This is a genomic window from Halomonas sp. V046 (assembly GCF_052645355.1).
Genome location: NZ_JBQXYF010000073.1, coordinates 1 through 275, shown reverse-complemented (window position 1 = coordinate 275; position 275 = coordinate 1). Strand labels below are relative to the sequence as shown.

General features: G+C 53.8%; 2 rRNA genes. Both read left to right on the top strand.

Annotated features, from left to right (window positions below):
• Nucleotides 1-81, top strand: a 23S ribosomal RNA gene (locus ACUN9Y_RS22300); the annotation flags it as partial.
• 88 nt (nucleotides 82-169) lie between these two features.
• Nucleotides 170-275: ribosomal RNA gene (rrf, locus tag ACUN9Y_RS22295) — 5S ribosomal RNA — on the top strand; the annotation flags it as partial.

The following is a 275-nucleotide window of genomic DNA, read 5'->3' as shown; positions in this document are numbered from 1 at the left end:
CCAGCTGGTTGATAGGTCGGGTGTGGAAGCGCTGCAAGGCGTTGAGCTAACCGATACTAATTGTCCGTGAGGCTTGACCATATAACACCCAAAGGGTTTGTGGTCGATGACTCGCCAATTGCCGGATACGAGAAACGTATCGTCAGCCTGATTTATATTGCCTTTTTCGCCTGACGACCATAGCGTGCGGGAACCACCTGATCCCTTGCCGAACTCAGCAGTGAAACCGCTCAGCGCCGATGGTAGTGTGGGGTCTCCCCATGTGAGAGTAGGTC